This is a genomic window from Myxococcus sp. AM011 (assembly GCF_013372595.1).
Classification (GTDB): domain Bacteria; phylum Myxococcota; class Myxococcia; order Myxococcales; family Myxococcaceae; genus Myxococcus; species Myxococcus eversor.
Genome location: NZ_JABXEM010000390.1, coordinates 1 through 7,595, shown reverse-complemented (window position 1 = coordinate 7,595; position 7,595 = coordinate 1). Strand labels below are relative to the sequence as shown.

Sequence of the window (7,595 nt, the reverse complement as noted above, 5' to 3'; positions counted from 1 at the left end):
AGCTGGACCAGGACGCGTCGGGTGGGCGGGGGCCGGAGAACATCGTCTGGAACCCGGGCTTCACGCCGCCGAACGGCACGTATGACATCTGCCTCAAGGCCGCGGGCTTCTCGCCGCTGCCGTCGTCCGAGAACCCGGTGCCCTACTCAGTGACGGTGAAGCGCGCGGGGCAGGCGGACCAGGTCTTCACGGGCGTTGCCACCAGCTCCGACGTGGGGTCCGCGTGCTACCCGTGCCACCCGTCGTATATCGGGTCCATCATGTATCCGAGCGGTGTCAGTGGCGGCGGCGGGACGCACTGCCCGCTGTGAGTTGACGGTGGTTCCCCGGTGGGCGCGCGAGCCAGGTGCTTCGCGCCCACCGGGGGTCAGTCGTACTCGAAGCCTTCGTAGTCGAACGCGCGCTCGATGGCTTTCAGGTCGGCCTCGGTGCCTCCACACTCCTTCACGACGTCGCGCCAGCGGGCGGACACGGTGGCTTTCATCTTGTCGATGAGGCGGGAGGCGTCCTCGCGGGACATGCGGAACCGGCCGCATTCCCCACCTCCATGGCCAGGTCCCGCTCGGTGCTGGCCTGTGGCATGGGTGTGAGGTCATAGGCGGGAGACAGGCTCCATTCCGAGCCCGGGGCAATCAGCGCATGGTTGCGGGGATGGTCATCCACGTTCGAGATGAGCGCGTTGAAGGCCATCCGCGAGAACAGCTCGCGCAAGTCTTCATCGGGATTGCCCACCCAGCGCGTCAGCTCATCGGCCAGCCGGATGTATGACCATTTCGAGCGGTCCAGTGGGTTCTCGTCGGCGCGGAGGACGGTCAGCGCGCTGACCATGCGGTGCCGCAGGTAGCCCTGCTCGACACGTCTCCGGTCGAACCGGCGCACGAGCAGGACATCGCGACCCGCGACCGAAGTGACCTGGCCGAAGGCGGCTCGCAGGCCACACTCGGCGGCGAGCCGCAACATGCCTCCCTCGACCGCGGCGTTGTTCCAGCGGTCATTGCGCGCGGGGAACTTGGCCACCCACAGCCCTTCATCATCTTCGACGACGTTCTTGGGTCGAGCGCCACCCAGCGAGCTGCCCGGGTTCACCAACTCGTCCACCTGAGGCGTTGATGGCGGAAGGCCCTGCTCGATTCGGGCTGCTTCCTCGAGCAGGCGGCCCAACTGGAGCACCTTGTTGAATTGATGAACGGGGGCGGGAGGTGTGGGGCTTACGCCAAAGGACAGCGCACCCGCGCGGTCCTCGGGGGAGTGGAGCAGGAAGTCGACTTCGGTCAGTGCCGTGCGTCCGAGCTGACGTTCGATGACCGTGCGTCCCCATGCGTCGGGCGAGGCATCTCGCAGGGCGCCGAAGATGCCGCCGAGCCTGGCTGTTTCGAATGTGCCCGAGCGCAGGGCGAGCTCGAACTTCTCCAGTTCGACCGCACGCGGATTGGCGAGGTAGCTGTTTCCGTAGACGAAGCGGCCGACGTTGTCCTGCTGGACGAACAGGCCGCAGGTGACGACGTCCAGGGTGCCTGGAAGCTGGAGATAGACGTAGCAGCGGGTCTCCTCAGAAGTCGGCATCGAGCCCTCCCGAAGTGCGGACCCGCTTCGGCTGGCGCGCCAGCTCCAGCGTCTTTCCCACCTCGTCCTTGTCGGGAGCGCCGAGGTTCTCGAACTCACGCTCGAGCCCCAGGGCCCACAAGGCCGCGAAGTAGGCGCTGATCGCCGTGGTGGGGTTGCCCGCTTCAATGCGCTGGAGTGTCCCGAGCGCGAGCCCGGTCTTCTTCGCGAGGTCCGCCTGCCTCAGGCCCCGTCTGATGCGAGCTCGCATGATGTTCTGCCCCAGGCGACGGACCGCGCGGACCACATCCAGGGGCGTTGTTTCGGGAGTGAGGTTCTGTCGGGGCATGGTTCAATCAATTGGGTATATATCGTGGTCAGATTCAATCTATGGATCTGGATCCTGAATAGCAATCGATCTATTAGGTTTTGTCCGCACGGCTTGGGCATGAAGGGATGAGCCTGCATGACTGCATGGGAGGCAGACGGGCTCGGGGTGCGATGAGCGTCGAAGAGTGCTCGCGGTCGCTCCGCATTGAGTGGCCCCCCATGTGCTCACGCCCCTCGCGGACATGCGGGGCAGCGGGACTTGGACCTTCGGACCACGACAGCATCCAGGGGGTAACGGCCTGGGGCGTTGGCGCGTGTCTCACCAGACGATGACTCAGGGCTGGTGGGCAAGAAGCCGCGGCTGCTCCGTAGGCTTTTCGTGACGGCAGTGAAGGAGCGATGGGAATTGCTCCGAAGGCTTCCGTCACGAGCCTCACGTCCGTGAGGCTTCGTCACCTCGCTAGGAGCCGTTGTCATGACGTCCACCGTCCTCTTCAAGTCCTTGTCTGGGTTGTTCCTGGTGTTGTCCCTGTTTGTCTCAGTGGAGGCGCGAGCAGAGACCGTCCTCCTCACGTGTGTCGGGGCGGAAGTCGCTGAGTTCGAGCCGGGCCTCACCAACGACGCCAGGCCGACCCATGTCTCCGCCATTGGCACCCACGGGTGTGCGGGATTGCCGCTGAATCTGCCCTCCGCGATTGTCACCACGGAGGCGAATGGCATCATTGGCTGTGGGATTGGGCAGGCGACCTCCACGATTCAAATCAAGTGGAGTGATGACACCGTGAGCGTCGTGTCGGGCACCACCGTGGTGAACTTGAAGCCGGCAGGGGAGAACGTCATCGTGCTCACCGGGACGGTGGTGAGCGGCCGGTTCCAGGGCGCGACGGTCCTGCGCACGCTGACGCTGCTCAACACGGACCCATTGGGATGTTTCACGGCGCAGGGAGTCACCGACGTCGCGGGCCCCGTCACGCTGGTGGTGACGAAGCTGTTGTGAGTCCCTCTGTTCTGGCGGTCTGAGCCGAGCGTCCAGGACTCGTTGAAGTGGTCGCGGAGGGCCGCCGCGTCGTTCCACGGCGGCCCCGACGCGCGAGCTGGACGTTCTCGACTCGTGCGCGCTCCAGGGTCACCTGGATATCCTCCGAGCGGCCACCATCCTCCTGAGTCAGTACCTCGCCTCGGCGCGCGGTCCTGACGTATCCTCGCGACCGGTCGAAAAACGGCGGACCGGTTCGGTGAGCCCCGGTCACTCCCATGGTGGGAGCGCTTGTTCCTCCTTCACGGATGAGAACCCCCGGTCTTGAGGGCATCGCCATGCCCCGAGGGTCTCACCATGAAGCTGAACCACATCGACCTGCAGGTCCCCGACGTCCAGCTCACCGCGGCGTTCTTTGAGCGCCTCTTCGACTTCGAGCACACGAGCAACCGCGCCTCCCCGGCCATCGCCATCCTCACGGACCGCGAGGGCCTGGTGCTCGTGCTCCAGCGCCTCAAGGTCCCCACGGAGAAGTACCCGGAGGGCTTCCACATCGGCTTCCTCGTCGACGATGAGGCCACCGTGCTCGACTTCCAGGCACGAGCACGCGCCGAGGGACTCGAGGTCAGCGACGTCATCCGCAACAACCGGGGGACGATGGTCTACTGCCAGGCCCCCGGAGCGCTGCTCGTCGAGGTGAGTGTCCGCCCACGCGCGCGCTGACCGGAGCACCGGCGCCGTGAGCCAAGGCGCGTCGCGTCGATGAAGCGGCGAATCCTGTCGAGGAGCGCGGCGCGTCCCAGTCCGACGTGCCCGAGACGCGGCGCGTCTCTTCGGTGAGTCGATGACGGGACTGCACGGCACGAGCATGAGGCGGGGCGGCGCTCACCCAGGGGACCCACGGCCAGGGATTCTGTGTCCGTGGAGGGGCTGGACTAAGGTGACAGGCGTGCCTTCGCCCGCGCTGTTGCTCATGCCATTGCTGTTCGCCGCCGCGCCCGCCTCGCAGGTGGAGCTCGTGTTCGGCGGGGATGTGATTCCGCACGGCGAGGTGAAGCTGGTGGCGAAGCTGCACGCGCGCACCGGAGCGGTTCCACCCGAAGGAGGGGTGGCGCCGTCGCTCAACAACGAGGGGTGGGACCATGTCTTCGGTCCCATCGCGGACGTGCTGCGCACCGCGGACGTGGGCGTGCTGAATCTGGAGACGCCCGTCACGGACAACAAGAAGGCGGTGACTCGGGAGCTGCTCTTCAACGCGCCGTCGGCCATGGCGCGAGCGCTCGCCGCCGCCGGGGTGAAGGTCGTCTCCACCGGCAACAACCACGCGAGGGACCAGCTCCCCACGGGGTTGGTGGAGACGCTGCGCCACCTGGATGCGACAGGTGTGCGCCACACGGGCACGGGCGCGACGAGGGACGCGGCGTGGGAGCCCGTCTTCGTGGACGTGCGAGGGATGAAGGTGGGCTTCCTGTCCTTCACGCGGTTGCTGAATGGCTTCAGCAATCCGAAGGATGCGCAGGCGCCGCACGTGGCCTACGTGCCGTACCCCGCGTTCCGCCTGCACCGGGGTCTCACCACCGACGAGGCAGTGGAGAAGGTGCGCTCTGTCGCCGTGCGCTGTGACGCGCTCATCGTCATGGTGCACTGGGGAACCGAGTACGCCGACTCGCCGAACGCCGAGGACCGCGAGCTGGGCCGCGAGTTGCTGGACGCCGGGGCGCTCGCGGTCATCGGCCACCATCCGCACGTGCTCCAGCCATTGGAGGGCTACACGACGGCGGACGGGCGCAAGGGCCTCATCGCCTTCTCCCTGGGCAACCTGGTGGCGAACCAGGACCGCTTCTACCTCCACGCGCCGAAAAAGAAGGGCGTGGCGGGGGACAAGCGGGACTCCATGCTGCTGCGAGTCTCCCTGGCCCGCTCCGCGCCCGGTGCGCCGGTGGTGCTGGGGGAAGTGGCGGTGCTGCCGGTGTGGATTGAGAACAACGCGGTGGGGCGCAAGGGCAAGGAGCGGCGCAACATCCAGCCGGTGCTCATCGACCGGGAGCTGGAGGCGGTGACGGAGCGGCTCGCGGCGCTGGCGGCCCGTCCCGCGCCGTTGGACAAGGCGACGCTCGCGGAGAAGGCACTCCTGGAGAAGCGACTGGTGGGCTCCCAGCACCGGCGCACGCGCATCCTCCGCATGCTGCCCGAGGGTTTCGCCGTGGCCTCCTCCGAGCTGCGCCAGCGCACGGCCTTCGTGCCGCCCGCGCCCGAGGCTCGGAGCGTGGCGACGCAGACGGCGCCGTAGCGGTGCGGCACCGTTGCGTCTGTCACGGAATGGCGTCGGCCGGCTTGAACTTGGGGTGTCGGGTGGCGCTAAGTGGGGGATTCCACTTGCAGGGAGTCCCCCATGTCCCTTTCGCGTCGTCTTCGATGGTGTTCCACCTGGGTTCTGGCCATGGCGTTGTCGTGCGTGCCGGTGGAGGAGGAGGAGGGCCAGGCGCCCGCCGAGCCCCTGGACACGGAGGAGCAGGCGCTGGGCGTGCCGGGCTTCGCGGAGCTGCACCACCACATGTTCGCGGAGGAGGCGTTTGGCGGGGGCTGGTTCCACGGCACCGTGACGGACGCGCTCACGCGGTGTGACGGCGGGTGGCCGGAGAGCGACCACGCTCGGGTGCGGATGGACCTGAGCCACCTGCTCAACCTGTGTCCGAACTCGAGCAACATCGACCTGCGCGGGGTGCCGGTGCTGTCGCAGTTGTTCGGCGTGGCAGGGGCGGTGGGCTCGGAGTTCCTGGGGAAGATTGAAGGCACGGAGGGGGACACGGGCCTGCACGACGGGCGGCGCAATCCGAACACGGAGTGGCCGCGCTGGGACACGATTGCGCACCAGCAGTCGTGGGAGGGGTGGCTGCGGCAGGCGCACCAGGGCGGCATGTCGCTGGTGGTGGTGTCGGCGGTGAGCAACGGCTTCTTGTGCGAGGCGCTGCCGCCGCAGAACCGCACGCGGCCGTGTGACGAGATGATGGACGTGGAGGTGCAGTTGCAGAAGGCGCGCGAGTTCGCGGCGACTCGGGACTGGGTGGACCTGGCGCTGACGCCGGCGGATGCGCGGCGCATCATCTCCGAGGGCAAGCTGGCGATGGTGCTCTCCATCGAGACGAGCAAGCTCTTCGGCGCGAAGGACTGGCGCGCGGAGCTGGAGCGCTTCCACGGGTTGGGCGTGCGCACGTTGCAGCCGGTGCACCAGTTGGACAACCGGTTTGGAGGCGCGGCGCCGCACAACGCCATCTTCCAGGCGGCGCAGTTCATCGAGAACTGTCACATCGACACGGACTGTGGGCTGACGGTGGGAGGGATGACGCTTGGCTTCGATGTGGATGGGAGCTGCCGCAACGTGAAGGGGCTGACGGGGGAGGGGCAGTCGCTGATGCAGGCGATGATGGACAAGGGGATGCTCATCGACCTGGCGCACCTGTCGGAGAAGGGCGTGCGGGATGCGTACTCGGTGGCGGAGCGCAACAAGTACTACCCGCTCTACGTGAGCCACGGGCACTTCCGCGAGGTGATGAACGGGAAGCTGGCGGAGAACGAGAAGACGACGCCGGCGTGGGTGGTGCAGATGTTGCGGCGCACGGGCGGCATGTTCGGTCTGCGCACGGCGCATGACGAGACTCGGACGTATACGAAGTCCGGCGTGGCGAACAACTGCCAGGGGTCCACGCGGTCGTTCGCGCAGGCGTACGAGTTCGGTCGTCAGGGCTTGAAAGTGCCGATGGCGTTTGGCGCGGACTTCAACGGGTTCATCCAGCAGACGCGGCCGCGGTTCGGAGACGACGGGGCGTGTTCGGCGGGGTTCCAGGCGGAGGCGGACGCGCAGGCGCGGCAACAAGTGTTGCAGGGGCCTGGGCGATTGGGGACGCCGTTCGACGAGCAGGGCCTGGCGCACGTGGGCCTGTTGCCGGACATGGTGAAGGACTTGAGGAACCTGGGGGTGAACACGGCGGGGCTGACGGGCTCGGCGGAGACGTTCATCCGGATGTGGGAGCGCACGTCGGTGGTGCGCACGGGGATGGCGGACGCGGCGCTGGATATCGACACGTCGGGAGTGGCGGCGTGGGTGAAGCCGGAGGACCGCGAGGGGGCGTATCCGACGGTGTGTGGGAAGCCCTATTCGCCGGACAGCAAGGAGTTGAATCAGGAGTGCAGGTTCGACGACGAGTGCTTGAGCGAGCAGTGCACGTCGGTGTTGTGCAGCACGTTCGATGGGCGGTGCGTGTGCAACGGGGACGAGGATTGTGGAGGGGTGGGGTACTGCCAGAAGGACACGCCGGGGAATCCGGCGGACAACGACTGCGTGCCGAAGAAGACGGACTGGACGTCGTGCAGTCGGGATGGGCAGTGCTTGTCGGGGGAGTGTGGTGGGTGCGCGGACACGGTGGGGTGGTGCTACACGCCGCGGTCGAAGGCGTACGGGCAGACGTGCAAGTCGGATAACGAGTGCACGACGGACCGGTGCAGCGCGGACTGTTATCTGAATCCGACGGGGAGTTGCCTGTGTGACAGCGACTCGCACTGTGGTGCGAGCCAGTACTGTGGCTGGGGGCTGAACTCGGGCAAGTGCCAGAACAAGAAGGGCCGAGGGGCGGCGTGCGGCTCCGGGCGCGAGTGCCAGTCGGGGGAGTGCCGGTGGTCCTTCACGTGTAAGTAGGCGTCAGCCTTGGGGATGCTGGGGGCGAGGAGCCCCTGGCGTCCCGGGTGCGGG

At 67.2% G+C, this 7,595-nt stretch carries 6 protein-coding genes and 1 pseudogene; 5 read left to right on the top strand and 2 right to left on the bottom strand.

All coding sequences use genetic code 11. The annotated features are described in order from the left end of the window. Nucleotides 1–311, top strand: a pseudogene (locus HUW62_RS44180) (EGF domain-containing protein); the annotation flags it as partial. Nucleotides 312–480: 169 nt separating this feature from the next. Here the strand turns inward: HUW62_RS44180 and HUW62_RS44175 are convergent. Beyond that, nucleotides 481–1,563 (bottom strand): type II toxin-antitoxin system HipA family toxin, encoded by a 1,083-nt coding sequence (locus HUW62_RS44175; RefSeq protein WP_217911922.1) that lies wholly within the window; start codon nt 1,561–1,563, stop codon nt 481–483. Beyond that, on the bottom strand, nt 1,550–1,891 hold the full coding sequence (locus HUW62_RS44170; protein ID WP_163870758.1) for a helix-turn-helix domain-containing protein: 342 nt from the start codon (nt 1,889–1,891) through the stop codon (nt 1,550–1,552). The genes HUW62_RS44175 and HUW62_RS44170 overlap by 14 nt, the downstream gene beginning before the upstream one ends. Before the next feature lie 456 nt (nt 1,892–2,347). Between HUW62_RS44170 and HUW62_RS44165 the strand changes: the two genes are divergently transcribed. From HUW62_RS44165 to HUW62_RS44150, 4 genes are all read left to right on the top strand, one after another. After that, nucleotides 2,348–2,869 carry a hypothetical protein gene (locus HUW62_RS44165; RefSeq protein WP_163870757.1) on the top strand — a complete coding sequence of 174 codons (522 nt, stop codon included), beginning with the start codon at nt 2,348–2,350 and terminating at the stop codon, nt 2,867–2,869. Nucleotides 2,870–3,205: 336 nt separating this feature from the next. Then, nucleotides 3,206–3,571, top strand: a complete 366-nt coding sequence (locus tag HUW62_RS44160; RefSeq protein ID WP_163870756.1) for a VOC family protein — start codon at nt 3,206–3,208, stop codon at nt 3,569–3,571. A 226-nt stretch (nt 3,572–3,797) separates the two neighbouring features. Beyond that, nucleotides 3,798–5,138, top strand: a complete 1,341-nt coding sequence (locus HUW62_RS44155) for a CapA family protein (protein WP_176437867.1) — start codon at nt 3,798–3,800, stop codon at nt 5,136–5,138. A 150-nt stretch (nt 5,139–5,288) separates the two neighbouring features. Next, nucleotides 5,289–7,541, top strand: a complete 2,253-nt coding sequence (locus HUW62_RS44150) for a membrane dipeptidase (protein ID WP_240357138.1) — start codon at nt 5,289–5,291, stop codon at nt 7,539–7,541. Nucleotides 7,542–7,595 lie beyond the last annotated feature (54 nt).

What these genes read in the sequence shown, in the direction of transcription:
- HUW62_RS44175 (WP_217911922.1), bottom strand. Translation starts at nt 1,563, where the DNA reads ATGCCGACTTCTGAGGAGACCCGCTGCTACGTCTATCTCCAGCTTCCA.
- HUW62_RS44170 (WP_163870758.1), bottom strand. Translation starts at nt 1,891, where the DNA reads ATGCCCCGACAGAACCTCACTCCCGAAACAACGCCCCTGGATGTGGTC.
- HUW62_RS44165 (WP_163870757.1), top strand. Translation starts at nt 2,348, where the DNA reads ATGACGTCCACCGTCCTCTTCAAGTCCTTGTCTGGGTTGTTCCTGGTG.
- HUW62_RS44160 (WP_163870756.1), top strand. Translation starts at nt 3,206, where the DNA reads ATGAAGCTGAACCACATCGACCTGCAGGTCCCCGACGTCCAGCTCACC.
- HUW62_RS44150 (WP_240357138.1), top strand. Translation starts at nt 5,289, where the DNA reads ATGGCGTTGTCGTGCGTGCCGGTGGAGGAGGAGGAGGGCCAGGCGCCC.